Annotated in this window: 27 protein-coding genes; 18 read left to right on the forward strand and 9 right to left on the reverse strand. The window is 59.7% G+C overall.

Features of this window, described 5'->3' with window-relative positions; all coding sequences use genetic code 11:
• Window positions 1-21: 21 nt before the first annotated feature.
• The 3 genes from trxA to ABVN19_RS25695 are packed head-to-tail and all read right to left on the reverse strand — an operon-like array spanning window position 22 to window position 2,028.
• Entirely contained in the window at window positions 22-894 is an 873-nt protein-coding gene (gene trxA / locus ABVN19_RS25685) for a thioredoxin (RefSeq protein ID WP_028944452.1), read from the reverse strand.
• A gap of 40 nt (window positions 895-934) precedes the next feature.
• On the reverse strand, window positions 935-1,585 hold the full coding sequence (locus ABVN19_RS25690; protein WP_028944451.1) for a 50S ribosomal protein L11 methyltransferase: 651 nt from the start codon (window positions 1,583-1,585) through the stop codon (window positions 935-937).
• Window positions 1,585-2,028 carry a hypothetical protein gene (locus ABVN19_RS25695; RefSeq protein ID WP_028944450.1) on the reverse strand — a complete coding sequence of 148 codons (444 nt, stop codon included), beginning with the start codon at window positions 2,026-2,028 and terminating at the stop codon, window positions 1,585-1,587. Before ABVN19_RS25695 ends, ABVN19_RS25690 begins: the two co-directional genes overlap by 1 nt.
• 107 nt (window positions 2,029-2,135) lie before the next feature.
• On the opposite strand from ABVN19_RS25695, the gene nrdR reads away from it, so the two are divergent.
• The 12 genes from nrdR to ABVN19_RS25755 all read left to right on the forward strand — a co-directional run bounded on the left by nrdR (window position 2,136) and on the right by ABVN19_RS25755 (window position 10,818).
• Entirely contained in the window at window positions 2,136-2,600 is a 465-nt protein-coding gene (gene nrdR, locus ABVN19_RS25700) for a transcriptional regulator NrdR (RefSeq protein WP_010222838.1), read from the forward strand.
• A gap of 2 nt (window positions 2,601-2,602) precedes the next feature.
• Window positions 2,603-3,733, forward strand: a complete 1,131-nt coding sequence (gene ribD, locus ABVN19_RS25705) for a bifunctional diaminohydroxyphosphoribosylaminopyrimidine deaminase/5-amino-6-(5-phosphoribosylamino)uracil reductase RibD (protein WP_028944449.1) — start codon at window positions 2,603-2,605, stop codon at window positions 3,731-3,733.
• A gap of 45 nt (window positions 3,734-3,778) precedes the next feature.
• Window positions 3,779-4,441, forward strand: a complete 663-nt coding sequence (locus tag ABVN19_RS25710; RefSeq protein WP_105642152.1) for a riboflavin synthase — start codon at window positions 3,779-3,781, stop codon at window positions 4,439-4,441.
• Window positions 4,442-4,459: 18 nt separating this feature from the next.
• On the forward strand, window positions 4,460-5,551 hold the full coding sequence (gene ribBA / locus ABVN19_RS25715; RefSeq protein ID WP_028944447.1) for a bifunctional 3,4-dihydroxy-2-butanone-4-phosphate synthase/GTP cyclohydrolase II: 1,092 nt from the start codon (window positions 4,460-4,462) through the stop codon (window positions 5,549-5,551).
• Window positions 5,552-5,640: 89 nt separating this feature from the next.
• Window positions 5,641-6,117 (forward strand): 6,7-dimethyl-8-ribityllumazine synthase, encoded by a 477-nt coding sequence (ribE, locus tag ABVN19_RS25720; protein WP_028944446.1) that lies wholly within the window; start codon window positions 5,641-5,643, stop codon window positions 6,115-6,117.
• Window positions 6,114-6,614 carry a transcription antitermination factor NusB gene (nusB, locus tag ABVN19_RS25725; RefSeq protein WP_028944445.1) on the forward strand — a complete coding sequence of 167 codons (501 nt, stop codon included), beginning with the start codon at window positions 6,114-6,116 and terminating at the stop codon, window positions 6,612-6,614. The genes ribE and nusB overlap by 4 nt, the downstream gene beginning before the upstream one ends.
• Before the next feature lie 18 nt (window positions 6,615-6,632).
• Window positions 6,633-7,598 carry a thiamine-phosphate kinase gene (gene thiL / locus ABVN19_RS25730; protein ID WP_105642195.1) on the forward strand — a complete coding sequence of 322 codons (966 nt, stop codon included), beginning with the start codon at window positions 6,633-6,635 and terminating at the stop codon, window positions 7,596-7,598.
• The gene (locus tag ABVN19_RS25735) at window positions 7,595-8,098 is read left to right on the forward strand and encodes a phosphatidylglycerophosphatase A (RefSeq protein ID WP_028944443.1); all 504 of its coding nucleotides are present in this window, start codon (window positions 7,595-7,597) and stop codon (window positions 8,096-8,098) included. Before thiL ends, ABVN19_RS25735 begins: the two co-directional genes overlap by 4 nt.
• Window positions 8,099-8,110: 12 nt before the next feature.
• Window positions 8,111-8,863, forward strand: a complete 753-nt coding sequence (locus ABVN19_RS25740; RefSeq protein ID WP_105642153.1) for a transporter substrate-binding domain-containing protein — start codon at window positions 8,111-8,113, stop codon at window positions 8,861-8,863.
• A gap of 112 nt (window positions 8,864-8,975) precedes the next feature.
• A complete protein-coding gene (ribA, locus tag ABVN19_RS25745; protein WP_028944441.1) occupies window positions 8,976-9,593 on the forward strand; it encodes a GTP cyclohydrolase II in 618 nt (205 codons plus the stop codon).
• Window positions 9,590-10,009 carry a hypothetical protein gene (locus ABVN19_RS25750; RefSeq protein ID WP_028944440.1) on the forward strand — a complete coding sequence of 140 codons (420 nt, stop codon included), beginning with the start codon at window positions 9,590-9,592 and terminating at the stop codon, window positions 10,007-10,009. Before ribA ends, ABVN19_RS25750 begins: the two co-directional genes overlap by 4 nt.
• Entirely contained in the window at window positions 10,009-10,818 is an 810-nt protein-coding gene (locus tag ABVN19_RS25755) for a cobalamin-binding protein (RefSeq protein WP_028944439.1), read from the forward strand. The genes ABVN19_RS25750 and ABVN19_RS25755 overlap by 1 nt, the downstream gene beginning before the upstream one ends.
• Here ABVN19_RS25755 and ABVN19_RS25760 read toward each other — a convergent pair.
• The 4 genes from ABVN19_RS25760 to ABVN19_RS25775 form a co-directional block, all read right to left on the reverse strand.
• Complete coding sequence (locus ABVN19_RS25760) at window positions 10,796-12,673, reverse strand: TonB-dependent receptor (RefSeq protein WP_105642154.1); 1,878 nt, start codon at window positions 12,671-12,673, stop codon at window positions 10,796-10,798. The two genes, ABVN19_RS25755 and ABVN19_RS25760, sit on opposite strands and share 23 nt — an antisense overlap.
• A gap of 67 nt (window positions 12,674-12,740) precedes the next feature.
• Window positions 12,741-14,639 carry a 1-deoxy-D-xylulose-5-phosphate synthase gene (dxs, locus tag ABVN19_RS25765; RefSeq protein WP_105642155.1) on the reverse strand — a complete coding sequence of 633 codons (1,899 nt, stop codon included), beginning with the start codon at window positions 14,637-14,639 and terminating at the stop codon, window positions 12,741-12,743.
• A 131-nt stretch (window positions 14,640-14,770) separates the two neighbouring features.
• Window positions 14,771-15,658, reverse strand: coding sequence for a farnesyl diphosphate synthase (locus ABVN19_RS25770; protein WP_028944436.1), 888 nt, complete (start codon window positions 15,656-15,658; stop codon window positions 14,771-14,773).
• Window positions 15,655-15,897 carry an exodeoxyribonuclease VII small subunit gene (locus ABVN19_RS25775; protein ID WP_028944435.1) on the reverse strand — a complete coding sequence of 81 codons (243 nt, stop codon included), beginning with the start codon at window positions 15,895-15,897 and terminating at the stop codon, window positions 15,655-15,657. The genes ABVN19_RS25770 and ABVN19_RS25775 overlap by 4 nt, the downstream gene beginning before the upstream one ends.
• 325 nt (window positions 15,898-16,222) lie before the next feature.
• Between ABVN19_RS25775 and ABVN19_RS25780 the strand changes: the two genes are divergently transcribed.
• Entirely contained in the window at window positions 16,223-17,428 is a 1,206-nt protein-coding gene (locus tag ABVN19_RS25780; protein WP_105642156.1) for an RtcB family protein, read from the forward strand.
• 9 nt (window positions 17,429-17,437) lie between these two features.
• Here ABVN19_RS25780 and ABVN19_RS25785 read toward each other — a convergent pair whose 3' ends face one another.
• The gene (locus ABVN19_RS25785; protein WP_245219083.1) at window positions 17,438-18,379 is read right to left on the reverse strand and encodes a LysR family transcriptional regulator; all 942 of its coding nucleotides are present in this window, start codon (window positions 18,377-18,379) and stop codon (window positions 17,438-17,440) included.
• An 87-nt stretch (window positions 18,380-18,466) separates the two neighbouring features.
• On the opposite strand from ABVN19_RS25785, the gene ABVN19_RS25790 reads away from it, so the two are divergent.
• The 4 genes from ABVN19_RS25790 to ABVN19_RS25805 all read left to right on the forward strand — a co-directional run bounded on the left by ABVN19_RS25790 (window position 18,467) and on the right by ABVN19_RS25805 (window position 22,814).
• Window positions 18,467-19,792, forward strand: a complete 1,326-nt coding sequence (locus ABVN19_RS25790) for an MFS transporter (RefSeq protein WP_105642157.1) — start codon at window positions 18,467-18,469, stop codon at window positions 19,790-19,792.
• 33 nt (window positions 19,793-19,825) lie between these two features.
• Window positions 19,826-20,758 (forward strand): carbon-nitrogen hydrolase family protein, encoded by a 933-nt coding sequence (locus ABVN19_RS25795; RefSeq protein ID WP_105642158.1) that lies wholly within the window; start codon window positions 19,826-19,828, stop codon window positions 20,756-20,758.
• 298 nt (window positions 20,759-21,056) lie between these two features.
• Window positions 21,057-21,452, forward strand: a complete 396-nt coding sequence (locus ABVN19_RS25800) for a very short patch repair endonuclease (protein ID WP_256585875.1) — start codon at window positions 21,057-21,059, stop codon at window positions 21,450-21,452.
• A gap of 60 nt (window positions 21,453-21,512) precedes the next feature.
• A complete protein-coding gene (locus ABVN19_RS25805; protein ID WP_105642160.1) occupies window positions 21,513-22,814 on the forward strand; it encodes a DNA cytosine methyltransferase in 1,302 nt (433 codons plus the stop codon).
• On the opposite strand, the gene ABVN19_RS25810 is transcribed toward ABVN19_RS25805, so the two are convergent.
• Window positions 22,815-23,669: a hypothetical protein gene (locus ABVN19_RS25810; protein WP_023093310.1), complete on the reverse strand. Its 855-nt coding sequence runs from the start codon at window positions 23,667-23,669 to the stop codon at window positions 22,815-22,817. It abuts the gene before it with no gap.
• A gap of 363 nt (window positions 23,670-24,032) precedes the next feature.
• Between ABVN19_RS25810 and ABVN19_RS25815 the strand changes: the two genes are divergently transcribed.
• Window positions 24,033-25,826: an ATP-binding protein gene (locus ABVN19_RS25815; RefSeq protein ID WP_105642161.1), complete on the forward strand. Its 1,794-nt coding sequence runs from the start codon at window positions 24,033-24,035 to the stop codon at window positions 25,824-25,826.
• Window positions 25,827-25,847 lie beyond the last annotated feature (21 nt).

Genomic DNA, 25,847 nt, shown 5'->3' on the forward strand with positions numbered 1-25,847 from the left:
GGCAGCCCCGCGATGTGGCTCTCAATACAGCGCCGCAAACAACTTGCGACGGTAAGTTCCCACCAGCGGATGATCATTGCCCAGCAGGTCGAACACCTGCAGCAGCGTCTTGTGCGGCAGCCCGCCCTCATAGCCACGGTTACGGGTAAACAGCTTCAGCAAGCCGTCCAGCGCCGCTTCGTACTGCTGGCGCGACAGCTGCTTGATGCACAGCTGGTAGGCCGCTTCATCATCCTCGCCGTTCTGCGCCAGCCGTGCCTTCAGGTCAGCGACTTCCGGCAGGCTGGTAGCCTGGCGCAGGAAAGTCAGTTGAGCCTTGGCGCCCGCCAAGTCCGCCTTGTGCTCATCGCTCTTGACCGCATCGAGCACGGTCTGGGCTTCACCCAGCTCGCCGCGTTCGGCCAGGCAACGGGCATACAGGATCAGTGCGCCGGCATTGCTGTTGTCTTCACCGAGCAAGGCCTTGAGGGTGGCTTCGGCTTCACTGAATCGACCCTCGGCAAAAAGTGCCTGGGCTTGCTCCAGCGGGTCGGCTGCGGCCGGTGGCGGCATTTGTACATGGGGTTCGAGCAAGGCGCGAATGGCTGACTCGGGTTGCGCGCCGGCAAAACCGTCAACCGGTTGGCCGTCCTTGAACAGCACCACGGTCGGCAGGCTGCGAATGCCAAAGCGGGCGACGATGTCCTGCTCGATGTCGCAGTTGACCTTGGCCAGCAGCAGCTCGCCCTGATAGCTCTCGGTGATTTGCGCAAGCAACGGCATCAGCGCCTTGCACGGCGCGCACCACTCGGCCCAGAAATCCACCAGCACCGGTTTGTGGTGGGAGTTGGCGATCACCAACTGATCGAAATCGGCAGCGGTGGTATCGAAAACGTAGGGGGTGTCTTGGCTCATCACAACTCTCGAAAATCGGTGAATGGCATCACTATAAGGCTCAGCGGCTGGCGTGGTACAGGCTGACCCGGCGGAATTCGTGGGGTTCGGCCAGGTCTGGCAAGGTCAGGGCTTCGAGTACGCCCAGCGGCTGGTACAGGGGGTGGCTGAAGTCCCGCACGCGCGAGTCTGCCACCAGTGCCTGGCGGCCACGGCTGAGGAACGCATCGAGCAGTGGCAGGTTGGCCCGGTCATAGAGCACATCCGCCACCAGAATCAGGTCGAAGCGGTCGGCTTCCTGGAAAAAATCGCTGGAATAGCTCAGCTCCACGCCGTTGAGGGCGGCATTGGCCCGGCAGGCATCCAGCGCCAGCGGGTCCAGGTCACAGGCCACCACTTCCAGCGCACCGGCCTGTGCTGCGGCAATACCGGCGATACCTGAGCCGGCCCCGAAATCCAGCACCCGCTTACCGGCAACCCACTCGGGGTGCTTGGCCAGGTAGCGGGCCATTGCCAAGCCGCTGGCCCAGCAAAAGCTCCAGTAAGGTGGCTCGTGGAGGATGCGCCGGGTTTCTTCGGGGCTGAACGCGCGGTCCATATTCTGCGCGTCGATCAGCCAAAGCTTCAGCGTGCATTCAGGCAGCTCGCTGACCACCAGGCGGGCGTCACCGAGCAGTTCGCCGAGGGCATGTTGCAGGGGAGCAGGTGCCATCATGGCGCCTTTTCGAAGCGCAGCGGGCCGGTGGCCTGGGTCTGGGCCTGGGAGATGCGTACCGGCGGCAGGTGCAGGATCAGTTGCCCGGACTTGCTGGCGCGACCCCGCAACTCGACCCGGGCCCCAGCGGGGAAGGCCTCGGGGTTGAAGCGCAATTGGTAGGGCAGGTCCAGGCCATTGCCATTCAAGGTGCTATTGGCCAGCAGGCGTTGTGGGCGGCCGCGATCGTCAATGACCAGTAGCGCCAGTTCGACTTCGGCGCCGGCCGGAATGTTGAGCAGGGTGCCGCTCAGTTCGCGTTGGTAGGCAGGCAAGGGGCCAAGTTCTTTGGTCTTGCTGGCCACCGGGGCTTTCGGTGCCGGGGCAGGTTGGGGTTTATCGCTGCTGCAGGCCACCAGCAAGGCGGCACAACTGAGCACAACGAGCGCTCGAAATGACATGGGGAATTCCTTCGCGGTGTATTTCCTCAGTGGATGGTAACCCCTTTGGCTTGTCTTGCCAGTGGGATGCGCTACCATGGCCCTCCCTTTTTTTGTTGCCTGCCACCATGCACTGTCCCTTCTGCGGTGCCAACGACACCAAGGTCATCGACTCGCGACTGGTCGCCGAGGGCGAGCAAGTGCGCCGTCGGCGCGAATGCGTGGCCTGCGGTGAGCGCTTCACCACCTTCGAAACCGCCGAACTGGTACTGCCCCGGCTGATCAAGCAAGACGGCAGCCGCCAGCCCTTCGACGAAGAAAAGCTGCGTGCCGGAATGCAGCGCGCCCTGGAAAAACGCCCGGTCAGCGTCGAGCGCCTGGAAGCGGCGCTGGCGCACATCAAGCACAAGCTACGGGCCACCGGCGAGCGCGAGATCAAGTCACTGGTTGTCGGCGAGCTGGTCATGGCCGAGCTGCAAAAGCTCGATGAAGTCGCCTATATCCGCTTTGCTTCCGTCTACCGGCGTTTCCAGGACCTCAACGAGTTCCGTGAAGAAATCGACCGCCTGGCCCGTGTGCCGGCTAAAGAGTGAGCATGTCCAGCGAACGCGCGGTACTCGATGCCTATTACATGGCCCGAGCCCTGGAACTGGCCCGCAAGGGCCTGTACTCGACCCACCCCAACCCGCGCGTGGGCTGCGTGATTGTTCGCGACGGCCAGATTATCGGCGAGGGCTGGCATGTACGTGCCGGCGAACCCCATGCCGAAGTTCATGCCCTGCGCCAGGCCGGTGAACGAGCCCGCGGCGCCTGCGCCTACGTGACCCTTGAACCCTGCAGCCACCACGGGCGCACGCCGCCCTGTGCCGAGGCGCTGGTCAAGGCGGGCGTGGCACGGGTGGTTGCCGCCATGCAGGACCCCAATCCGCAAGTGGCGGGGCAGGGGCTCAAGCGCTTGGCCGACGTGGGTATCGAGGTGGCCAGCGGCGTGCTGGAGGCTGAGGCGCGGGCGCTGAATCCCGGCTTTCTCAAGCGTATGGAAGCCGGCTTGCCGTTTGTGCGCGCCAAGCTTGCGATGAGCCTGGATGGACGCACCGCCATGGCCAATGGTGAAAGCCAGTGGATCACCGGCCCCGCTGCCCGCTCAGCGGTGCAGCGCCTGCGTGCCCGGTCCAGCGTGGTGCTGACCAGTGCCCAGAGCGTGCTGGCCGACAATGCGCGGATGACCGTGCGCGGTGACGAGTTGGGGCTGGATGAACACACCACCGCCCTGGCCCTGGCGCGCCTACCTTTGCGTGTATTGATCGACGGGCGCCTGCGCCTGCCGCTGGACGCGCCGTTCTTCAAGGCAGGCCCTGCCCTGGTAGTGACGGCGGCGGCAGACGATCCGCGCTACGCCGAAGCTGGCCATGAGCTGCTCAGCCTGCCGGGCGAGGGTGACCAGGTCGACCTGCCGGCATTGCTGCGTGAGCTGGCGGCCCGTGGCGTCAATGAAATACTGCTCGAAGCCGGTGCCGGCCTGGTCGGGGCCTTCGCCCAGCGCGGCCTGATCGACGAGTACCAGATTTTTGTCGCCGCCAAGTTCCTCGGCTCCAGTGCCCGGCCGTTGTTGGAGCTGCCGCTGGACCACATGAACGAAGCGACGCCCTTGAAAATTACCGAAATGCGCGCAGTAGGCGATGACTGGCGAGTCACTGCAGTGCCGAAACCCGCGCCCGGCGTATAATTTGCGGCTAGCGCCACGCGCAGCCCCGTTCCCGAGGAGGACTTCATGTTCACCGGCATCATCGAATCGATTGGCAGCATCCGTTCGCTCACCCCTAAGGGCGGTGATGTGCGGGTGTATGTCGAAACCGGCAAGCTCGACCTGGGCGACGTCAAGCTCGGCGACAGCATTGCCGTCAATGGCGTATGCCTGACGGCAGTCGAACTGCCAGGCGATGGTTTCTGGGCTGACGTCAGCCGCGAAACCCTGGACTGCACCGCGTTCGACGACCTGAAAAGCGGCAGTCGGGTCAACCTGGAAAAGGCCCTGACACCGACCACCCGCCTGGGCGGTCACCTGGTCAGCGGTCACGTCGACGGCGTCGGTGAAGTGGTCTCGCGCAGCGATAACGCCCGCGCCATCCAGTTCCGCGTCCGTGCGCCGAAGGAGCTGGCCAAATACATCGCCCACAAGGGCTCGATCACGGTCGATGGCACCAGCCTGACTGTGAACGTTGTCGATGGCGCCGAGTTCGAGCTGACCATCGTCCCGCACACCCTGGCCGAAACCATCATGGCCGACTACCGTCCAGGTCGTCGGGTAAACCTTGAGGTCGACCTGCTGGCCCGTTACCTGGAGCGTTTGCTGCTGGGTAACAAAGCTGCCGAGCCGAGTGCCGGTGGCATCACCGAAAGTTTCCTGGCCGCCAACGGCTACCTGAAATCCTGATTTGAAAGGGGGTGCCGCGTGGCGCTCAACAGCATCGAAGAACTGGTAGAAGACATCCGCCAGGGCAAAATGGTCATCCTCATGGATGACGAAGACCGCGAGAACGAAGGCGACCTGATCATGGCCGCCGAGTGCTGCAAGGCCGAGCACATCAACTTCATGGCCAAGCACGCCCGTGGGCTGATCTGCATGCCGATGTCACGCGAGCGTTGCGAAACGCTCAAGCTGCCGCTGATGGCGCCGCGCAATGGCTCGGGCTTCGGCACCAAGTTCACCGTCTCGATCGAAGCCGCCGAAGGCGTGACCACCGGTATTTCCGCCGCTGATCGTGCGCGCACCGTGCAAGCGGCCGCCGCGCGCGACGCCAAGGCCGAAGACATCGTCAGCCCTGGCCACATCTTCCCGCTGATGGCCCAGCCTGGCGGTACCCTGGCCCGTGCCGGCCATACCGAAGCTGCCTGCGACCTGGCGCGCATGGCCGGGTTCGAAGCTAGCGGTGTGATCTGTGAAGTGATGAACGACGACGGCACCATGTCCCGTCGCCCGGAACTCGAAGCCTTCGCCGCCGAGCACAACATCAAGATCGGCACCATTGCCGACCTGATCCACTACCGGATGATCCACGAACGTACCGTTCAGCGGGTTTCCGAGCAGCCGCTGGACAGCGAACTGGGTCATTTCAACCTGGTCACCTACCGTGATTCGGTTGAAGGCGACGTCCACATGGCCCTGACCCTGGGCAACATCTGCGCCGAAGAGCCGACCCTGGTCCGGGTACACAACATGGACCCGCTGCGCGACCTGCTGATGGTCAAGCAACCGGGCCGCTGGAGCCTGCGCGCTGCCATGAGCGCGGTGGCAGAGGCCGGCAGCGGTGTCGTGCTGCTGCTCGGCCATCCGCTCGATGGCGATGTGCTGCTGGCGCATATCCGCGAAAGCGCCGAGGCTTCCCAGGCCAAAACCCCGACCACCTACAGCACCGTCGGTGCCGGTTCGCAGATTCTGCGCGACCTGGGCGTACGCAAAATGCGCCTGATGAGTTCGCCAATGAAGTTCAATGCGATATCCGGATTCGATCTGGAAGTTGTAGAATACGTGCCCTCCGAATAAAGCAGGCGGTTTGTCGCGCTGCCATTCGTGTCCCAAACCCTCACAGGCCGCCTATTTGCGGCCTGGCTCTTTAAGATGAGAACTCCGCAATGACCCTGAAGACCATCGAAGGTACCTTCATTGCCCCCAAAGGTCGCTATGCTTTGGTGGTTGGCCGCTTCAACAGCTTCGTCGTCGAAAGCCTGGTGAGCGGTGCAGTTGACGCCCTGGTTCGCCACGGTGTCAGCGAAAGCGACATCACCATCATCCGTGCCCCGGGTGCCTTTGAAATCCCGCTGGTGGCACAGAAAGTCGCCCAGCAAAGCGAATACGCCGCGATCATCGCCCTGGGCGCCGTGATCCGTGGTGGTACCCCGCACTTCGAATACGTGGCGGGCGAGTGCACCAAGGGCCTGGCCCAGGTGTCCATGGAGTTCGGCGTACCGGTTGCCTTCGGTGTCCTGACTGTCGACTCGATCGAACAGGCCATCGAGCGTTCCGGCACCAAAGCCGGCAACAAAGGCGCCGAAGCGGCCCTGTCCGCTCTGGAAATGGTCAGCCTGCTGGCGCAGTTGGAGGCCAAGTGATTAGCGACGAAAGCGATCGTTTCAACCCGCGCGATCCAAAACCTGCGGATGCTGGCAAGCCATCGAAGAGCGCCAAGCGTCGCGAAGCCCGTCAGCTCGCGACTCAGGCCCTGTACCAGTGGCACATGGCCAAGCAATCGCTGAACGAGATCGAAGCGCAGTTCCGGGTCGATAACGATTTCACCGATGTCGACGGTGCCTATTTCCGCGAAATCCTTCACGGGGTTCCGGTGAAAAAGGCTGAAATCGATGAAGCACTGAAGCCATGCCTGGACCTGGCTCTGGAAGAGCTCGACCCGGTTGAACTGGCGGTCCTGCGCCTGTCCACCTGGGAGTTCATGATGCGTGCCGATGTGCCGTACCGCGTCGTGATCAACGAAGGCGTCGAGCTGGCCAAGGTTTTCGGTGCCACTGACGGACACAAGTTCGTCAACGGTGTGCTCGACAAGCTCGCACCACGGCTTCGTGAAGCCGAAGTCAAGGCGTTCAAGCGCTGATCCTGGCGCTTGCTGCTGATGGGTGAGTTCGAGCTGATTCGCCACTACTTCGCTGCCGCGCCCTGTGCGCAAGGCGGCGAAGTGGTCGCATTGGGTATTGGCGACGATTGCGCCTTGCTCGGTTTGCCGCCTGGCGAACAGATGGCGATCTCCACCGACACGCTGGTGGCCGGGGTTCACTTCCCGGCCATCTGCGATCCTATTCTGCTCGGTCAGCGTTCGCTGGCTGTAGCCGCCAGTGACCTGGCAGCCATGGGGGCCACCCCGATTGGCTTTACCCTTGCCCTGACCCTGCCAGAAGTGCGCGCCGACTGGCTGCAAGCCTATGCCCGCGGTCTGAACCAAATGGCCCAGGCCTGTCAGTTGAGCCTGATCGGTGGTGACACCACCCGTGGTCCGCTGAGCCTGACCATGACGGTGTTCGGCCGGGTACCGGCAGGCCAGGCCCTGACCCGCAGTGCTGCGCGTGCCGGTGACCTGTTGTGTGTCGGCGGCGCGTTGGGCAATGCCGCCGGTGCCTTGCCACTGGTGCTGGGGGAGCGTCAGGTCGATGCATCCATCGCCGAACCGCTGCTTGCCCATTACTGGTCGCCCCAACCCCAGTTCGCGCTGGGCCAGGCACTGCGCGGCAAGGCGACAGCGGCGCTGGATATCTCCGATGGCCTGCTGGCCGACTGCGGGCATATTGCCAAGGCATCGCAACTGGCCCTGCAGGTGGAGCTGGATCGGCTACCGTTGTCTGCTGCACTGCAGGCGTTGCTCGGCCGTGAAGGTGCCCAGCATGCCGCGCTGACCGGAGGCGACGATTATGTACTGGCCTTCACCCTGCCCGAGGTCGAGCTTGCACCTTTGCTGGCGGCCGGCTGGCCGATTCATGTGGTGGGTCGTGCAAGCATCGGCTCGGGTGTCAGCCTGGTGAATGGCCAAGGGCAAGACATCACCCCGACAACTCGGGGCTACCAACATTTTAGGGAGCAACTGTGACCGATCACCCCAATCAGGTGCCTGCGGAGAACGTTCCGCCGTCGGTCTGGCGTAATCCGTGGCATTTTCTGGCCTTTGGCTTTGGCTCCGGGACCCTGCCGAAGGCACCGGGAACCTGGGGCTCGCTGGTCGCTCTACCCTTTATCCCTTTGTGGCAGATGTTGCCCGACTGGGGCTACTGGCTGATGCTCGGCCTGACCATGCTGTTTGGCTTCTGGCTGTGCGGCAAGGTCGCAGACGACTTGCGTGTGCATGACCACGAAGGCATTGTCTGGGACGAGATGGTCGGTATGTGGATCACCCTGTGGCTGGTGCCCGAAGGGTGGCAGTGGTTGTTGGCGGGCTTCCTGATGTTCCGCTTCTTCGACATCCTCAAGCCGTGGCCGATTCGCTGGGTTGACCGGCATGTACATGGTGGCGTCGGTATCATGCTCGACGATGTACTGGCGGGCGTGTTCGCCTGGCTGGGCATGCAAGTTCTGGTATGGAGTTTTACTTAAGGGAGTAAGGCGATGACTGGATGGCGATTGGGGCTGTTGCTGTTGGTCCTGGTGGCAGGCGGGGTGCGGGCGGCGGAGCCGTTTCCGGCGACACCTGCACAGATCCATCTGGTCAGCGAGGAATGGCTCGACTACACCAACGCCGATGGTTCCGGCCTGGCCTGGGACGTCCTGCGCAAGGTATTCGAGCCTGTCGGTGTCAAGGTCAAGATCCAGAGCGTTCCCTATAGCCGTGCGGTCGGCCTGGTCAAGCGTGGCGAGGCCGATGCCTGGGTTGGCTCCTATAAAGACGAAGAGTCAGACAACCTCTACCCGCGCTGGCACTTCGACCTCGATCACATCTATGCCCTGGGGTTGGCCAGTAAACCGCTGCCCACCCTGAGTAACCTCGGGCAGTATCGCTTGGCCTGGGTGCGTGGTTATGACTACCAGAACTACTTGCCCAACATCGGCCATTTTCGTGAAATCCAGCGCCGCGAAGGCATCCTGCCGATGCTTGAACATGACCGGGTGGACTTCTACATCGATGCCCTGACTGAAGTCGACTATGTGCTCAACCAGGCGGCCAAGCCCGATGTGTTTCGCCGTACGCACCTGGTCGAGCTACCGCTGTACCTGGCCTTTTCGCACACTGGTAAAGGCGAGGCGTTGCGTGCGTTGTTCGACCAGCGCATGGGCAAGTTGGTGGCCAATGGCGAGTTGCGGGCAATCTTCAAGCACTGGCAACAACCGTATCCCTTCGACGAGGCCAGCACTTCACGCTAGGTGTTATCAAACTTCTGGATCGGAATGGCCAATAATTCAGCCTAAGCAGCACGGCGGCGCTGCTGATACAATCGCACACATCAAATTTCAAGTTACTGATCAGGAGCACAACGTGCCCGTCGTCTTTGTTGCCGCTTCCAAGCTGCCTACTCCATTTGCGACCTTCACCATGCACGGTTTTCTCGATGAAGCCACCGGCCGTGAGCACGTTGTGCTCAGCCTGGGTGATGTGGCCGACGGGCAACCGGTACTGGGGCGTCTGCATTCCGAATGCCTGACCGGCGATGCCTTGTTCAGCCAGCGTTGCGACTGCGGCTCCCAGCTTGAAGCCGCCCTGCAGGCCATCGCCCGCGAAGGCCGTGGCGTGCTGCTGTACCTGCGTCAGGAAGGCCGAGGCATCGGCCTGTTGAACAAGATCCGTGCCTATGAGCTGCAAGATGGCGGCGCCGATACCGTCGAGGCCAACGAGCGCCTGGGCTTCGCTGCCGACCAGCGCGACTATGGCATGTGCCAGCCGATGCTCGAGCACCTGGGGGTCAAGTCGCTGCGGCTGATGACCAACAACCCGCGAAAGGTCAAGGCACTGTCCGGCATGGGGATCCCGGTGGCCGAACGTGTACCCCTGCATACTGGCCATAATCCGCACAACAAGCACTATCTGGCCACCAAGGCCGGCAAGCTCGGCCACATGATGGGCAACGAGCACCAGGGTGAGGTCGGTCGGGCGTGACCCGGGCGCAGGTTAAACGCCGCCTGGCGCTGGCCTGGTGGCAGTACCTGGCCGTGGCGCTGGCACCCCTGCTGGTGTTTGCCTGGGCTTTCGGTGGCATCCAGGCACTGATTCCGGTTCTGGCCATGCCGGTGTTCATCGCCGGTGTGGCTTCGATGTTTCTGAGCCTGCCGCGCTTCGGTGCCTACAAGCGGTCACTGATTTCCACGCAAAAAGCCCTCAACAGCGCTGAAGAGCCTGCAGCCTGGATCGAACTGGCCCGTGTGCGGCGCCTGGGCATGCTATTCGCCTGCCTGCCGGCCTGGGTTTCGGCCCTCTCGGTGTTTGTCGGCCTGGAAGCTGTGCCGCAGATTCTCCTGGTCATTTCCAGCGCGGTGCTGCTGTACCTCTACCGTATCCCGCGTCAGCTCGGCTGATGCGTGGCGTCCTGCTGCTGGCGTTGTTGGTGCTGGCGGCTCCGCTGGCGGCAGCTTCGCGGGTGGTCAGCCTGGCGCCCTCTCTTTCAGAAATCATTGTCGAGCTGCAGGCCACGGACTTGCTGGTAGGCATGCTCGACGGCGGCGATCGTCCCCCGGCGTTGGCAGCGGTCCCGTCGGTGGGGCGTTATGGCCAGATCGACATGGAGCGCTTGCTCAGCCTCAAACCCGATTTGTTACTGCTGTGGCCGGACAGCGTGCCCGCGGCTCAACGCGATCAACTCAAACGCCTTGGCATTGCCACCTACAGTGCCGCGCCCCATGACATCGATGAGTTGATCGAGCAGATCGAGCAGATAGGCGTGCACCTGGGGCGGGCGGAGCAAGGCCGAATGCGTGCCCAGCAACTGCGCCAGCAACTGCAGGCACTGCGTGCGCGCTATCACCGCGAACAGCCATTGCGGGTGTTCTATCAGGTCTGGGACAAACCGTTGTACACCGTCGGTGGTGGTCAAATCGTCAGCGATGCGCTGGGTGTGTGCGGCGCGCGCAATGTGTTCGCCGAGCTCAAGCTGCCAGCACCACAGGTCAGTCTGGAGTCCGTGCTGTTGCAAAATCCCCAGGTGATCCTGGCGCCTGACCAGGCCCAGCTCGACGCCTGGAAGGCCTGGCCGCAGGTCGAAGCGGTGCGCAACGGACGCTTGCTGCAAGTGCCGGACAAGGGCCTGGAGCGACCCAGCGGGCAAATGATCGAAGCAACCGCGCGTTTGTGTCGGTTGATCGAGACTACAGCCCCGGCGTCCAGGTAACGCCAATCAGCCAGGTACGGCCTTCTTCGCGGTAGCCATATTGCGTGCCCTCATAGGTATACAGGGCCCGCGAGTACGCCTTGTCCATCAGGTTGTCGACCTTGAGCTCCAGCTTGACCTCCGGGTTGAGTGTCCAACTGCTGCGCAGGCCGAGCAGGGCATAGCCGCCGATTCTGTTGCGGTTGGCTTCGTCGTCAAAGCTGCTGCTCACCGCTTGCCAACTGGCGCCCAGGCCGAGCTGGTCAAACTGGCGGTCCAGATCCAGGCTCAAGGTGCTGCGGGCGCGGCGGGCCAGGGTGTGGCCGTTGTCGCGGTCACGGGGATCGATCAGCGCCAGGCCCAGGTTGCTCTGCCAGCCGAACCAGGTTTGATGCAGAGCCGCTTCAAAGCCATTGACCCGGGCCGAAGCCACGTTGCGCGGGATCGAGTCGGCACCGAAGATGATCGCGTCGCGCAGGTCGGTGCGGTAGATCGAGGTTTCCAGGCGGCTCTCTTCGGTCAGCTGGCTGCGCCACTGCAACTCGTAGCTTTTCGAGCGTTCGGGCTTGAGGTCCGGATTGCTGTACTGGGGGTAGTACAGATCGTTGAAGGTCGGGGCGCGGAAACCTTCGCTGTACGAAACCAGCAGGTCGTTGTCGGGGTTGAGCGGCAGGGTCAGGCTGCCGCTCCAGGTGTTTTGCCCACCGAACTGCTGGTTCTGGTCGCGGCGTAACCCCAGTTCCGTGGAAAACCACTCGCCCTTGAAACGATGCTGGACGAAGGCTGCCCGGTTCCAGCGGCTGTCTTCGTCAAAATCGGTGCTGCCGTGTACTCGGTCCTGGTACCAGTCGGCACCGACCATCAGGTTGTTCTGCTCATCGAGCGTCAGGTCGTTCTGCCAGCTTGCGGAGTCGCGGTAGGTGTTGAACTCGCTGGCGTCGCTGCTGAGTTTGTCGCGCTTTTTATCGCGGTTCTCGCTGTGGCCCAGTTCCAGGCGCGAGTACCAGCGCTCGTTGAGCTGGGCGCCGAGGTAGGTGCCCAGGCTGCTGACGATGTAGTCGGTATAGGGGGCCTGGCCGAAGCTCTGCAAGGTGCCCACGTCGAAGCGGCCATACGGGTTGTCGTATTCGCTGCGGCCACGGCTGTCGAGCAGGTTCAGGCCGGCCTCGACGTTGTCGTTGAAGCTGTGGCTCAGGCTCAGGTTGAACGACTTGTTACGGTAGGCGTCATGGTCGCCATCGCTGGGATAGGAGGTGTGGCTCCAGTCGATACCGGCGCTTTCATCAAGGCTGGCACCGAGGTTGAAACGGGTGTTCTGATCGCCACCGGAAAGTCCCAGACTGCGCTCCCAGCTCTGATTGCTGCCGGCGGCCAGGCGCAGGCGAGGTTGCAGTCCTTGCAGGGCGCTGCGACGGGTGAAGATCTGAATGACCCCGCCAATCGCATCGCTGCCATAGACTGCCGAGCGAGAACCACGCAGTACTTCGACCCGCTCGACCTGGTCGATGTTGAGAAACTGCAGGCCGCTGTCACCGGAGGTGGCGTTGGCAATGCGTACGCCGTCTACCAGCACCAGGCTTTGCGCGGTCTTGCTGCCACGGATGTAGATGCCCGGCACGCTGCCGCGACCGCCCGTTGGTGCCACCTGAACTCCGGGTACCCGTGTCAGCAGGTCGGTGACGCTGGTGGGCTGCAGGCGGTCGATGTCGTCACGGGTGAAGACGGTATTGGCGGCACTGGTTTGCGTGCGGTCCTCGACCTGGCGGTTGGCGCTGATCAGGGTGTTGGGCAGTTTCAGGGCGCTGTCGCGGTCGACCGGCTCGGCCAGCAGGGGGGTGGGCAGGCACAGCAGGAGGGTGAGGCGAAGAAGCTTCATGGCAGTTCCAAAACGATCGCGGGGCAAGCCCGCTCCTGTAGGAGCGGGCTTGCCCCGCGATCAGTTCTCAAAGACCCAGCAGTTGCATACGCTCGCGCACCGAGGCATCGATACCGGCAACGTCCAGCCCGCACTCGGCCAGCATTTGTGCAGGCTTTGCATGTTCGACATAAACGTCCGGCAGGCCCAGGTGCAGCATTGGCTTGAGCACGGCTTCGCGGGCAAGGAACTCGCTGACTGCAGCGCCAGCGCCGCCCATGATGGCGTTCTCTTCAATAGTCACCAGCAGCTCATGGCCGGCGGTGATTTCGCGAACCAGGGCTTCATCCAATGGTTTGACGAAGCGCATGTCGACCACGGTGGCGTCCAGGCCATCGGCCACTTTCAGTGCCTCTGCCAGTTGTACACCGAAGACCAGCAAGGCAACCTTGCTGCCCTGGCGGCGCACTACACCCTTGCCGATCTCCAGCGGTTCGAGGTTGCCCTCGATGGTGGCGTTCGGGCCGGTGCCGCGCGGGTAGCGCACGGCCGCCGGGCCGTTGTACAGGTGACCGGTGCTGAGCATCTTGCGCAGTTCGTTCTCGTCGCTTGGGGTCATCACCAGCATGCCGGGAATGCAGCGCAGGAACGACAGATCGAAACTGCCTGCGTGGGTCGGGCCGTCTTCGCCGACCAGGCCGGCGCGGTCAATGGCAAACAGAACATCCAGGTTCTGTACGGCAACGTCATGGATCAGTTGATCGTAGGCACGTTGCAGGAAGGTCGAATAGATCGCCACCACCGGCTTGGCGCCTTCGCAGGCCATGCCCGCTGCCAGGGTCACGGCGTGCTGCTCGGCAATGGCGACATCGAAGTAGCGCTCCGGGTAGCGTTCGCTGAAGGCCACCAGGTCGGAGCCTTCCTTCATGGCCGGGGTGATGCCGACCAGTCGCTCGTCCGCTGCCGCCATGTCGCACAGCCACTGGCCGAACACCGCCGAATACTTCGGACCTGCAGCCTTTTTCGGTGCGACGGCGGGTGCGTCGACAGGCTCGAGCTTGGTGATGGCGTGGTAGCCGATCGGGTCGACCTCGGCCGGGGCGAAGCCCTTGCCCTTCTTGGTCACCACGTGCAGGAACTGCGGCCCCTTGAGGTCGCGCATATTGCGCAGGGTGGTAATCAGGGTCGGCAGGTCATGGCCGTCGATCGGGCCGATATAGTTCCAGCCCAGTTCCTCGAACAGTGTGCCGGGCACCAGCATGCCCTTGGCGTACTCTTCGGTGCGGCGGGCAATTTCCCAGGCGCCGGGCAGGCGCGAAAGCACCTTCTTGCTGCCTTCGCGCATGCTCGAATAGGTACGGCTGGAAAGAATCTTGGCCAGGTAGTTGGACAGGCCACCGACATTGCGCGAGATCGACATGTCGTTGTCGTTGAGGATCACCAGCATGTCGGCGTCGACTTCCTGGGCGTGGTTCAACGCCTCGAACGCCATGCCCGCGGTCAGCGCACCGTCACCGATCACGGCGATGGACTTGCGTGGGTCGTTCTGCAGGCGGGCAGCAATGGCCATGCCCAGTGCGGCACTGATCGAGGTGCTGGAGTGGCCGACGCCAAAGGTGTCGTACTCGCTTTCGGCGCGGCGCGGGAAGGCGGCCAGGCCGTCCTTCTGGCGCAGGGTGTTCATGCGCTGGCGGCGATCGGTGAGGATCTTGTGCGGATATGCCTGATGGCCGACGTCCCACACCAGACGGTCGTCCGGGGTGTCGAAGACGTAGTGCAGGGCAATCGTCAGCTCGATGACGCCCAGGCCGGCACCGAAATGCCCGCCGGTCTGACCAACGGTATAGAGCAGTTCCTGGCGCAGTTCGTCGGCCAGGCTCTCCAGATCGGCTTCGGCCAGACGGCGCAGGCCGGCGGGCGTATCGGCACGGTCAAGCAGCGGCGTGACCGGGCGTTCGCGGGGGATCTCTTGAAACGTCGTGGGCATCAGGCGAATCGTTATAGGTGTGAAGAGGCGGCAGTTTACCTTATTGCGGTAATGGCTGCCCATTTGAGGGCTTCGTGAGGCAAGCCCGCTCCCACACTTACTATAGGAGCGGGCTTGCCCCGCGAACGTCCTTAGTTACGGCGTTCGACGATATACCGCGCCAACGCGCGCAGCGGTTCAGCCGCCGCGTCAAATGGCCGCAGGGCATGCAGAGCCTGGTCGCGCAATTCCAGGGCATAGGCCTTGGCGGCATCCAGCCCGAGCAGGGCGGGGTAGGTCGGTTTGTCCCGAGCGATATCGGCGCCCTGGCGTTTGCCCAGGGTTTCGGTATCGCTTTCGACATCGAGAATATCGTCCTGCACCTGGAAGGCCAGGCCGATAGCCCGGGCGTACGTCTGCAGGGCTTGCAGCTGGAGCTGGTCGGCACGGGCACTGGCCAGGGCGCCGAGACGAACGCTGGCCTCGATCAGGGCACCGGTCTTGTGCCGGTGCATGAACTCAAGGGCGATCTGGTCGAGCTTGAGCCCCACCGAGCCGAGGTCGATGGCCTGGCCACCGACCATGCCGGCCGGGCCGGCGGCCAGGGCCAGGGTCTGGACCATGACCAGGCGGATCGCGTCGGTCTGCGGGCTCAGTTGCGGGTCGAGCAGGGCATTGAAGGCCAGGCTTTGCAAGCCGTCGCCGGCGAGGATGGCGCAGGCTTCGTCAAAGGCCTTGTGGGTGGTCGGCTGGCCGCGACGGAGGTCGTCATCGTCCATCGCCGGCAGGTCGTCATGCACCAGTGAGTAAGCGTGGATCAGCTCCACCGCGCAGGCGGCGCCGTTGGCTTGCTCAGGTGCGACTCCAAGGGCTTCGCAGGCGGCATAGGCGAGCAACGGGCGCACTCGCTTGCCGCCGTTCATGACGCTGTAGCGCATGGCCGCGTACAGGCGATCGAGCTCGGGCGAGGGCGCCACGAACAGCTGTTCGAGTGCCGCGTCGACGCGGGCCTGGCTGCTGGCCTGGTAGTGAGTAATCATTCGGTCTGGTCCGCATCGAAAGGTTCTGCGGCCAGTTCGCCATCGCGCTCCAGCAGAACCTGGACCTTCTGTTCGGCCTGGACCAGTGCGCTCTGGCAATCGCGGGTCAGGCTGATGCCTTGCTCGAACGCGGCCAGCGAGTCTTCCAGCGACAGCTCACCGTTCTCCAGGCGCTCGACCAGGGTTTGCAGATCGGCGAGGGATTGCTCGAAATCAATAGCGGCTTTTTTTCGGGCCATGGCGGCTGTCTCGGTGGCGGTATAAACGGCGCGACACTAGCAGAGCAGGGCGGGGGGAGCAAATCGACAGGGGAAAAGGAGAGGCGGGGACGACTCCGGGTTGGCTTGCGGCGCCCCATGGAGTCGTCTCCCCGGCCCTCGAAAAGAGGCAAATCCAGATGCCGGAAGGCACCCGCTCAGCATGTGCCGACTGGCAAAATGCCAGCCGCGATTCGGACCTCTGAATACACCTTAGACGCAGTCTGTTGTACTGTAAATTTTCTGCAACGCAATCCGTTCAACCGAGTTGGCGAGCCCGTCCTGGGGACCCGCCCAGGGGTATGACATGAACCTGCTGGAAGTGGCTGGCGGCAAACCGATCAAGCTCTGGACCCAAGGTGTGCCGGTGGAAGCCGACGCCCGCCAACAACTGCTCAACATTGCCAAAATGCCGTTCATCTTCAAGCACCTGGCGGTGATGCCCGATGTACATTTGGGCAAGGGCTCGACCATCGGCAGCGTGATCCCTACCCTGGGCGCGATCGTTCCGGCGGCCGTGGGTGTGGATATCGGCTGCGGCATGATCGCCGCACGCACCTCGCTCCATGCCCGCGATTTGCCCGATAACCTGCAACGTTTGCGCAGCGCCATCGAACAGGCCGTGCCCCATGGCAAAACCTTCGGTCGCCGCGACCAGGGCGCCTGGGACAACGTGCCGGCGCGGGCCGACCACGCCTGGCAAGGCCTGGCCACACGCTTCAAGGCCATCACCGACAAATACCCGAAGCTTGAGCGAACCAACAATCGCCAGCACCTGGGTACCCTGGGCAGCGGCAACCACTTCATCGAAGTCTGCCTGGATGAAGCCGACAGCGTCTGGTTCATGCTTCACAGCGGCTCGCGCGGCGTGGGCAATGCCATCGGCAACCTGTTCATCGAACTGGCCCAGGCCGACATGCGCCAACACATCGCCAACCTCCCGGACAAAGACCTGGCCTACTTCAAGGAAGGCAGCCGGCATTTTGCCGACTATGTCGACGCCGTCGAATGGGCCCAGGACTTTGCCCGCCAGAACCGCGCCCTGATGATGCACGCCGTTATTGCTGCAGCGCGTCACGTGCTGGGCAGACCTTTCGACGCCAACCTCGAAGCGGTGAACTGCCACCACAACTATGTGCAGCGCGAACGACACTTCGGCCAGGACATCCTGGTAACCCGCAAGGGCGCTGTGTCAGCGCAAAAAGGGCAGTTGGGCATCATTCCAGGCTCGATGGGGGCGAAAAGCTTCATCGTTCGGGGTCTGGGCAACCCCGAGTCATTCTGTTCCTGCAGCCACGGGGCGGGGCGCGTGATGAGCCGGACCAAGGCCAAGCAGCAGTTCACGCTGCAGGATCAGGTACGTGCCACCGCTCACGTCGAGTGCCGGAAAGACAAGGACGTGATTGACGAGATTCCCATGGCCTACAAGGACATCGACGCGGTGATGCACGCGCAGCGGGATCTGGTGGAGGTGGTACACACCTTGCGGCAGGTAGTGTGTGTGAAAGGTTGAAAGCGCTCTTCAGGTCGGCGTGAGTGAGCCGCGCTGCAGTTCCTGGGTGGTATCGATGATGAAACTGCGCAGCCAGCGGCTATGCGGGTCGTCGTTGTTTTCCACATCCCAGACCATGAATACACGAAAAGCCGGCACAAAAATCGGCACCGGGCTCACGGTCAGCCGGGCAATACGGGCGTAGGACAGAGCGGCAAAGGTCGGTAGGGTGGCGATTACATCGCTGTGGGCCAGGGTCGCCAGCGCGCCACTGAAGTGCGTGAACGACGCCGATACCCGGCGAGCCACGCCTTCGCTTTCCAGCAGGTCATCCACGAACCCCCGGCGTCCGTCGTATGACACCCGTACATGTTCGTGCATCAGGTATTCGTCACGGGTCAGCGGGCTTTTCAGATTGAGCCGCGGACCGTCGTACAAGCAGGAGTAGGACGATGAGAACAACACCTGCGAGCTGTAGTGCGAGGTGAGTTCCTTGGGTTCTGAACACAGCACCAGGTCGATGTCCGGATCTGCCAACGATGTTTTCCACAACGAACTGTTGCTCTGGTGAAAGGCAAATTTCACCGAGAGGCCGCGTGCTTTTGCTTCGTTGACCAGCCTGGGCGACAGGTAACTTTCGATGTCGTCCGATAGCGCAATGTTGAACACCCGGTTGGATGACTCGGCAGAAAACTGCGGCCGTTTGTCGACGATGGTGGCCACCGCCGTCAGGGCTTCAGTGATTTTCGGTGCAATTTCCAGCGCCCGTCGGGTAGGCACCATGCCGGCCCCGGTACGGATGAACAGTTCGTCGTGAAATTGCTCGCGCAGGCGCTTTAGCGAGGAGCTCACAGCGCCTTGGGTCACATGCAGCACCGCTGCTGTACGGGTCACGCTGCGCTCGTTCATCAGGCACTGGAAGACGATAAGCAGGTTGAGGTCGATCCTGCTGATATTAGCAACACTAATCATGGCTATCTCTAGTATTCGTTTGATTAATTTGCTTGGACATTCTTAATCTCAAGCCGCGCAAACACAACAATAAACAGGTGGCTCGGGATGCAAGATTCATTAGTCCAATCGGTACAAGGTGAGCGCGCAGCCTCATCAAACGACGCAGCAGAGTTGCGCAAGCGGGCCATTGCCGTCGGCATTGGCAACTTCATGGAGTGGTTCGACTTTGCCATCTACGGCTACTTTGCCGCCGTTATCGGGCAATTATTCTTCCCTTCCACGGCACCGGGAGTCTCCCTGCTGTCGTCACTGGCAGTGTTTGCCGTGGGTTTTCTTTCAAGGCCGCTGGGCGCCGTGGTACTGGGGCCGATCGGCGACAAGCTGGGGCGTCGAGCGGTACTGATCATCACCGTGTTCGGCATGGGGCTGGCCACCACCCTGATCGGACTGTTGCCCGACTACGCGGCCATCGGCATCGCCGCACCGATTCTGTTGGTGGCCCTGCGCTTTCTGCAGGGCATGATGGTGGGCGGCGAATGGTCCAGCGCCGGGATCTACATCGTCGAAAGCGCACCGGCCAATCGCCGTGCCACGGCGGCCAGCGTGATTACCGGCACGGCGGGCGCTGCATTTCTGTGTGGTACGGCCATTGCCGCCATCATCACGGCCAGCCTGTCGGACGCGGACCTCATGGCGTGGGGCTGGCGCGTGCCCTTCGTTGCTTCCATCGTCATGGCGGGCGTGGCCATGTACATCCGCCGCAAGCTGGGCGACACCCCTGTATATGAAGCGCTGGAGCACAAGCGTGCGACCAATGCCCTGGAGCCCGTGTCGCGCCAGGCCAAGCAACGAGCCTTCGTGATCTCCTTCGCCTTCTCGGCACTGTTCGGGGTGTCGTTGTACTACTTCATCACCTACGCCAACACCCACCTGACTCAAACGGTTGGCCTGGGCAAGTCCACTGCCTTGTGGTTGTGCAGCGTGGCGCTGGTGCTCTACACCCTTTTCAACCCCTGGGTGGGGCGCCTGAGCGATCGCTTTGGCCGTCGCCCGTTCGTACTGGCTTCGGCGGCGGGGCTGACGTTGCTGGCCTACCCGGTATTCCTGTTGATGAACACCGGCAGCTTCGCCGCGATCCTGCTCGGGCTGGTGATCATGGCCGCGCTGGTTGCCATCACCGCCGTGATGGATGTGGTGCTGCTGGTGGAAGTGTTCCCGGCCTCGATCCGCTCCACAGGTGCTGCGGTGGGGCACAACGTCGCGTTGGCACTGCTCGCCGGGCCGGGTCCGTTCATTGCCGTGGCACTCATCCAGGCCACCCACAATCCGAACATTCCTGCTGCGTATCTGGCAGGCGTCTCGCTGGTCTGCTTCATCGTGCTCTGGTTCCTGCTGCCGGAAACCAAGGACCGCGACATCACGCGTGGCTGAATCCGACGCTTACATTACTTCGAGGGAAGACACATGACCAAGGTTGCTGTTGTTCAAGCTTCATCCATTCCATTCGAGCCCCAACAGAGTGCCGAGAAGGCGGCAGGGCTGATTCGCGAGGCTGCCGCACAACACGTCGAGCTTGCGGTGTTCCCCGAGGCGTTCCTCGGTGGATACCCCAAAGGCGCAGCGTTCGGCACGGTGGTCGGCAGCCGCAGTGATGTGGGCCGAGCCCAGTACCTGCGATATGTACAAGGTGCCGTCAGCCTGGACGGTCCCGAGCTGGCCGGGCTCTGCGATGTTGTAGATGAAACCGGGGTCCATGTGGTCATGGGCATCATCGAGCGCCTGGGGCGTACCTTGTATTGCACCGCGGTGACGCTGGCGCCGGGCAAAGGCGTGGCGGGCTACCACCGCAAACTCATGCCGACTGGCCAGGAACGCATCATCTGGGGTTTCGGCGATGGTTCGAGCATTGCACCGGTGGACACACCGTTCGGCCGGCTGGGCACTGTCATCTGCTGGGAAAACTACATGCCGGCCCTGCGCCAGGCAATGTACGCCCAGGGCACTGAAATCTACTGCGCACCCACTGCGGATGATCGTCCCACCTGGGCGTCGTCCATGGTCCACATCGCGCTCGAAGGGCGCGTACCGGTGCTGTCGGCCTGCCAGGCAATTACCTTGGGCGAGTACCCGGCAGCGTATCGCGAAGACTTCGGCCTGACTGCTGGGGAAGAGGACTACATCATGCATGGCGGCAGCATGATCGTCAGTGCCACAGGGCAAGTGCTGGCTGGGCCGGTGTTTGATCAGGAGGCCATTTTATACGCTGAGATCGATTTGGCCGTGGGGCAGGCCAGCAACCTTGATTTTGACGTGTGCGGGCATTACGCACGGCCGGATGTGTTCACGCTCAAGGTGAATACGGCGGCGATGCGGCCGGTGGTGTTCGAGGGGGAGTGAAAAACAGACGGGCATTAAAAAGCCGGCTTGTGGCCGGCGTTGTTTTATGATTCTAGACTGATTTTACGGGGTATTGGAGTCTTTTCAAGACTCTGTCCCCACATTTATCCCCCCACATGCGAAGCGCGTGTGAGGTGGCGGGTCTGGGAGCACCCTTATCGGCTACTCTGTTCTAGCTACCCTATCCTGTGCCCAGATAGCGGTAAAGCTCCCGTAGTTAGACCTTGCCCGCGTATGCCGAGACCCAGAAGGCGGACTAATGGTAGATGTACGTTCTCCTGAGCAACGCCGTGCGATCATGCAGTCTGTCGGAACGGCTCATACAGGCCCAGAAATGACCGTACGTCGGATTCTTCATGGCTTGGGGTATCGGTACAGATTGCATCGTAAGGATTTGCCGGGGAAACCGGACGTTGTCTTTAACAAAAAGCGTAAGGTCATTTTCGTGCATGGGTGTTTCTGGCACGGTCATGGGTGCTCTAAAGGGAGGCTGCCCAAGAGTAGGCTTGACTACTGGGAGCCAAAAATTGCTCGTAACCACCAGCGTGATCAAGACGTCGAAAATGCCCTTCGCTCGCTCGGGTGGCAGGTCTTGACGATCTGGCAGTGTGAGCTCAAGGACCTTCAGGGCGTAGAGGCACGCCTGTCGGCGTTTCTAGGGCCTAGAGAAAAAACCGATCGACATAGGAGGTGAAATCGCGTAAATTCCCCCCTCGTTAAAGGCGATGATGTGCTCGCCGTGGGAGGAATACAGATGACACGACCGATTGGAATTGATCTTTTCGCTGGGGCTGGTGGGATGTCCCTAGGCTTTGAGCAGGCTGGTTTCGACGTGGTGGCGGCCGTAGAGATCGATCCAATCCATGCGGCTGTTCACTCTTACAATTTTCCCAATTGTACGGTAATCCCCCAGTCCGTATCTTCGCTAACAGCCGATGATATTCGTGAGGCTGCCAATATAGGCACTCGAAATGTTGATATTGTCTTTGGCGGCGCCCCTTGCCAAGGGTTTAGCCTAATTGGTCAACGTGCCCTCGATGACCCGCGTAACTCATTGGTAAAAGATTTTGTCCGGATTGTGGTAGGGTTGGACTCTTCGTACTTCGTTTTTGAGAACGTCAAAGGCATTACGGTTGGCAAGCATAAACAATTTCTAGCCGAGTTGATCGAGGAGTTTCAGGGTAAAGGGTATAATGTTTTACCCTGGAAGGTTCTTAATGCTGCGAATTATGGGGTACCACAAGAGCGCGAAAGGCTTATATTGATTGGAGGAAAATGTGGTCTAACGCTTCCGGAATATCCTGCTCCTGTTACCCGATCCCCTCGATCTAATCTGTTGATGGATTCGGAATTGCCGAATGGACCGACCTGCCAAGATGCTCTGGGCGACATCCCGGATGCAGAAGCTTATGAAGAGCTTATGGAGGCGGATTCTGCTGTGGTTCAATGGGGCAAGCCTAGCTCCTACGCGAAAGTTCTTCGAGATTTAGTCTCCGGATCAAATTTTTACGGATATAAAAGAAGTTGGGATAAAAATCTTTTAACGTGCAGCTTGCGCACAAATCACTCAGAGCTTTCTCGAACACGCTTCGCTTCAACTGAGATGGGGCAGATAGAACCGACCTCTCGATTCTTTAAGCTTCACGCTAATGGAGTATCCAATACCTTGCGCGCGGGTACCGATTCTGCGCGCGGTGCTTTCACAAGTCCACGACCTATCCATTACAAGTACCCACGTTGTATAACGGTTCGAGAAATGCTTCGATTACATGGGTTTCCTGATTGGTTTCGGACGCATGTAACGAAATGGCACGGGGCAAGGCAGGTAGGTAACGCTGTTCCACCACCGCTTGCCCGGGCTGTAGCTGCAAGCGTGATTGAGGCGATTGGTTGGGAACCTGCTAGTCCCGACGATACTCTTCTGTTAGGGGATGAAAAGCTGCTTTCTATGGATATGGGGCAAGCGTCTCGCTACTTTGAAATCAATGTGCCCATTAAGCAGCGAGACCGCAAAGGATCACCAAAGCCTAAACAGGTTATGCTTAATTTGGCATAATTAGATACCTTTGACTTTTGGTTGAAGTATAAACATAGCGTCTCGGTGGAATTGCGGGGCGCTAAATTTATCTAGTTCTTGTCTATGCACTGCGGTGAATTCAACAACGTAAATTCCTTTGTTTTTTACAGCCGCAATAGCTACTGGAATTACAAGTTCGGTTTCAGTAGACTCGAAAGCTGCTATGACTTGGCGGCCAATTTGCTCGGTCAGAATTCGTTGATTTCCCTGTTTGGCCTCCACGGTGATTAAAGCATCTGAAGGGCCGCCATCGGGTGTGGTATGTAGTGCGCGAAACAGTGCATCAATCTGGACTTTTCTTAGTTTTATGTCCATCTGAAGATGTGTGAGCTCTAACGCTTCAATTTGGCTGTGCTTAGAGTTGGCGAAGTGGCTTTCTATTACTCGCAGGTTTACTGCTACCTGAAGAAGCCATGACTCATCCGTACGCCCTAATGCCTTAGATGCTAGCGGTAGGCTAAGGCTTTGCACAGGAAAGTTGGGGGTCGACTCAGAAGGGCGAAAATCTTCGTCAAGGCTGTCGAGAGCTCCCTCTATGCCATGAACGAATTCAAAAATGGCACCATCTCCTGTCCTTTGGACACCTCCAATCCCAAGATCTTTCAACCGTTGCGGCCAAATTCTAGATGCGCTTTTTCCTCTTACGATATCTTTCATGAAGTTGTAAGGATTACCGTCTAGCTTCATCTTGGTTCCATGATGCTCTGCGCAGTAGCGTTTTGCTTCTTGGACGTCCTCAGATGTCACCAGGGTGCGGGAAAACTCCTTAGTGGTCTCGTCATATAGCGTCTCGAAAATTCTCTCAATGATTATCGTTTTCTCGCTAGCAGCCATCCATCCAGTCTCCGGCCTGAGTTTTCCAAGGCCGAATGGTAACAAGAAAAGACAAGCACAGGTGGCTCGCTGGGTGCGAGGACGCTGAAAGGGCAGGACAGGGCCGCATTGATGGGCGGATAGAGCCGAAGCGGGTAGGAAGGACACCCGTGCTAAGCGCTCACTCGAAAGAGATCTGCGACCCCTAGCTTTGTTTTTGAGAAGAACGAAAGCGGATTGAAATTTGATCGTTAATCTATTCTGTGGATAGGAACCTTCCTGATTTAAAGTCGTTGGCTGATGGCTGGACGCCACTACGGTGTTCGGCTATGGTTGGGTATGCAGGTGCAAAAGACTCTTATTCTAGATTTTAGGAACTGGTAGATGCGACTTCACAGACTTTGTATTAGCGGTTTCAAACGCCTTCATGATGTCCAAGTAGAATTCGGAAACGCCACCTTTTTAATCGGTGCTAATAATGCGGGAAAAAGCTCTGTCCTAAAGGCTATAGAGTGGCTGCTTTCGAACAATAAAAGAATGGAACCCGGGTACTATTGTTCAGAGGTAGATGAAGACACGGGCGAAAACAAAATAGTTTGTAAAACAATTGTCTTGGAAGCGGAGTTTAGGAACGTACCTGAAAAAGCTTCTGAATGGCGCGGGTTTAAGGGTCGGATATTCAGTTACGATGCAGGCGACTCTGGAGAAAGTGGAAAGTCAATATTCTATCGGAAGACTTATCCGTTGGGTGAGGACGTAAAGATTGAGTTGAAGAGTCTCACTAGGTCAATGAAGGCAGAGTTTGTCGGTCTGCAAAAGCCCGAGGAGTTCATTGCTGCGGGGGCTGAGTCCGCTGTGATAGAAGAAATATTCTCGGTGCTGGATAAAAAGATTTCTGCCGGTGAGAAAGAAAAACTAGAACTTGTTGATGATATTTGGGAGTTGTCTGATGAGCAGCAATGGATAACAAACCCAGGCGGTATCGGAACCGTTGTGTTGTCGAAGTTGCCGTCGGTCCTTATCATTCCAGCTGAAGCAGCCGCTCATGAAATTGATCAAAAAAATGGAGTGTTGCACAAAATACTTAATGAATTGTTTAAGGAGGTTCGTGAAAGTTCGAAGAACTATAAAGATGCTCAGGTCTGTCTTGGTTTGTTAGCAAAGGAGTTAGATCCAGGTGATGCTGGGTCTGAGTTTGGAAAAATGATGTCTGAACTTAATACGGTTCTAGGCGGAGTTTTTCCAGAGTCACGAATATACGCATCCGCAGACTTGTCCAGTCCTGAATCGCTAACTCCGACTTTCGCGATCGAGATGTCTAGTAATGTGAGAACGAGCATCGCCCATCAAGGAACGGGGATGGTCAGAGCGGCAGTTTTTGGCCTATTACGCTTCCGCCAACAGTGGTTAAAAAAACGTGCCGGAAACGATGATCGTGGTCTGATAATTGGTTTTGAGGAGCCGGAAATCTATTTGCATCCTAGTGCGGCAAATCAGATGCGCGATTTAATCTACGAGCTTTCAGATAGTGCTTCGCAAATTGTAGCAACTACACATTCTCCATATTTGATCGACTTGTCAAGAAAGCCGAGGCAAGTGTTGAATCGTTTTCACTATGATAATAATCATACTACGATCCTACCGTTTTCTGTTTCTGAAGAGTTTAAGAAGCTGCAAGGGGATGACAAAGATCAAGTTAAAATGCTTATTAAGCTGGATGATCATGTGTCGAGAATTTTCTTCACAAAAAAAGTTCTTGTGGTTGAAGGTGATACAGAAGAGATTCTTATTAAAGAAGCTATTAGGCGGATGCCGTCTGATATGCGGGTTAGGGTTTTATCTAATACTGAGTTGGTGAAGGCGAGAGGGAAGGCGTCAATTATTGGCTTGGTTAAGTATCTGTCGGCGCTGAAAGTTAATTTCTTTGTTGTGCATGATCGTGATAAAGGCGTGGCAGGCGCTGAAAAGTTTAATGACCCTATCCTTAAGGTTGTTGGAGATAAAGAAAAGGTAATAATGCTAGAGGAGTGTGTTGAGGACTTTCTCGGATATCCGCCGCCAACCTCAGAAAAGCCTTTCAATGCTTACAAGCATTCGATTGGTTGGGGTGAGGATTGGGGTGGAGTGCCAGATAAGTTAAAAGAATTGCTGAAAAAAGCTTATCATCCTTTGATGTAAGTCTGAGTTTTTCATACGTCA

This window comes from Pseudomonas vranovensis (assembly GCF_040438935.1).
GTDB lineage: Bacteria > Pseudomonadota > Gammaproteobacteria > Pseudomonadales > Pseudomonadaceae > Aquipseudomonas > Aquipseudomonas vranovensis.

Coding starts and splice junctions, on each gene's coding strand:
- trxA (WP_028944452.1), bottom strand. CDS start 894: ATGAGCCAAGACACCCCCTACGTTTTCGATACCACCGCTGCCGATTTC.
- ABVN19_RS25690 (WP_028944451.1), bottom strand. CDS start 1,585: ATGGCACCTGCTCCCCTGCAACATGCCCTCGGCGAACTGCTCGGTGAC.
- ABVN19_RS25695 (WP_028944450.1), bottom strand. CDS start 2,028: ATGTCATTTCGAGCGCTCGTTGTGCTCAGTTGTGCCGCCTTGCTGGTG.
- nrdR (WP_010222838.1), top strand. CDS start 2,136: ATGCACTGTCCCTTCTGCGGTGCCAACGACACCAAGGTCATCGACTCG.
- ribD (WP_028944449.1), top strand. CDS start 2,603: ATGTCCAGCGAACGCGCGGTACTCGATGCCTATTACATGGCCCGAGCC.
- ABVN19_RS25710 (WP_105642152.1), top strand. CDS start 3,779: ATGTTCACCGGCATCATCGAATCGATTGGCAGCATCCGTTCGCTCACC.
- ribE (WP_028944446.1), top strand. CDS start 5,641: ATGACCCTGAAGACCATCGAAGGTACCTTCATTGCCCCCAAAGGTCGC.
- thiL (WP_105642195.1), top strand. CDS start 6,633: ATGGGTGAGTTCGAGCTGATTCGCCACTACTTCGCTGCCGCGCCCTGT.
- ABVN19_RS25740 (WP_105642153.1), top strand. CDS start 8,111: ATGACTGGATGGCGATTGGGGCTGTTGCTGTTGGTCCTGGTGGCAGGC.
- ABVN19_RS25755 (WP_028944439.1), top strand. CDS start 10,009: ATGCGTGGCGTCCTGCTGCTGGCGTTGTTGGTGCTGGCGGCTCCGCTG.
- ABVN19_RS25760 (WP_105642154.1), bottom strand. CDS start 12,673: ATGAAGCTTCTTCGCCTCACCCTCCTGCTGTGCCTGCCCACCCCCCTG.
- dxs (WP_105642155.1), bottom strand. CDS start 14,639: ATGCCCACGACGTTTCAAGAGATCCCCCGCGAACGCCCGGTCACGCCG.
- ABVN19_RS25770 (WP_028944436.1), bottom strand. CDS start 15,658: ATGATTACTCACTACCAGGCCAGCAGCCAGGCCCGCGTCGACGCGGCA.
- ABVN19_RS25775 (WP_028944435.1), bottom strand. CDS start 15,897: ATGGCCCGAAAAAAAGCCGCTATTGATTTCGAGCAATCCCTCGCCGAT.
- ABVN19_RS25780 (WP_105642156.1), top strand. CDS start 16,223: ATGAACCTGCTGGAAGTGGCTGGCGGCAAACCGATCAAGCTCTGGACC.
- ABVN19_RS25785 (WP_245219083.1), bottom strand. CDS start 18,379: ATGATTAGTGTTGCTAATATCAGCAGGATCGACCTCAACCTGCTTATC.
- ABVN19_RS25790 (WP_105642157.1), top strand. CDS start 18,467: ATGCAAGATTCATTAGTCCAATCGGTACAAGGTGAGCGCGCAGCCTCA.
- ABVN19_RS25795 (WP_105642158.1), top strand. CDS start 19,826: ATGACCAAGGTTGCTGTTGTTCAAGCTTCATCCATTCCATTCGAGCCC.
- ABVN19_RS25800 (WP_256585875.1), top strand. CDS start 21,057: ATGCAGTCTGTCGGAACGGCTCATACAGGCCCAGAAATGACCGTACGT.
- ABVN19_RS25805 (WP_105642160.1), top strand. CDS start 21,513: ATGACACGACCGATTGGAATTGATCTTTTCGCTGGGGCTGGTGGGATG.
- ABVN19_RS25810 (WP_023093310.1), bottom strand. CDS start 23,669: ATGGCTGCTAGCGAGAAAACGATAATCATTGAGAGAATTTTCGAGACG.
- ABVN19_RS25815 (WP_105642161.1), top strand. CDS start 24,033: ATGCGACTTCACAGACTTTGTATTAGCGGTTTCAAACGCCTTCATGAT.